A 234-nucleotide genomic window follows, 5' to 3' on the forward strand; every position below is an offset into this window, starting at 1 on the left:
GAGAATGGAAAAGTAACAGCGAAGTATCCGGAAATTATGGATACGAAAGAAAGAAGTATCATCTTTAAAGTGAAGGTAAAAGAAACAGTAAAAGTTGGAGGAGAAATAACAAATAAAGCGATTATTCATGTGGATGATCCGAACCACCCTATAACTGAACCGACAGCTAAAATTACACCGCAATATAAAGACGGTAAAATTAATGCTCATAAAAAGGTAAATAATCATAAACCG

1 protein-coding gene is annotated in these 234 nt (G+C 33.8%); it reads left to right on the top strand.

Annotation, left to right across the window (positions count from 1 at the left end; all coding sequences use genetic code 11):
* A partial coding sequence (locus tag KVS67_RS13310; protein WP_217565577.1) for a hypothetical protein occupies positions 1-234 on the top strand: 234 nt, incomplete at both ends.

Source organism: Micrococcus sp. GbtcB5 (assembly GCF_019091605.1).
GTDB lineage: Bacteria > Actinomycetota > Actinomycetes > Actinomycetales > Micrococcaceae > Micrococcus > Micrococcus luteus.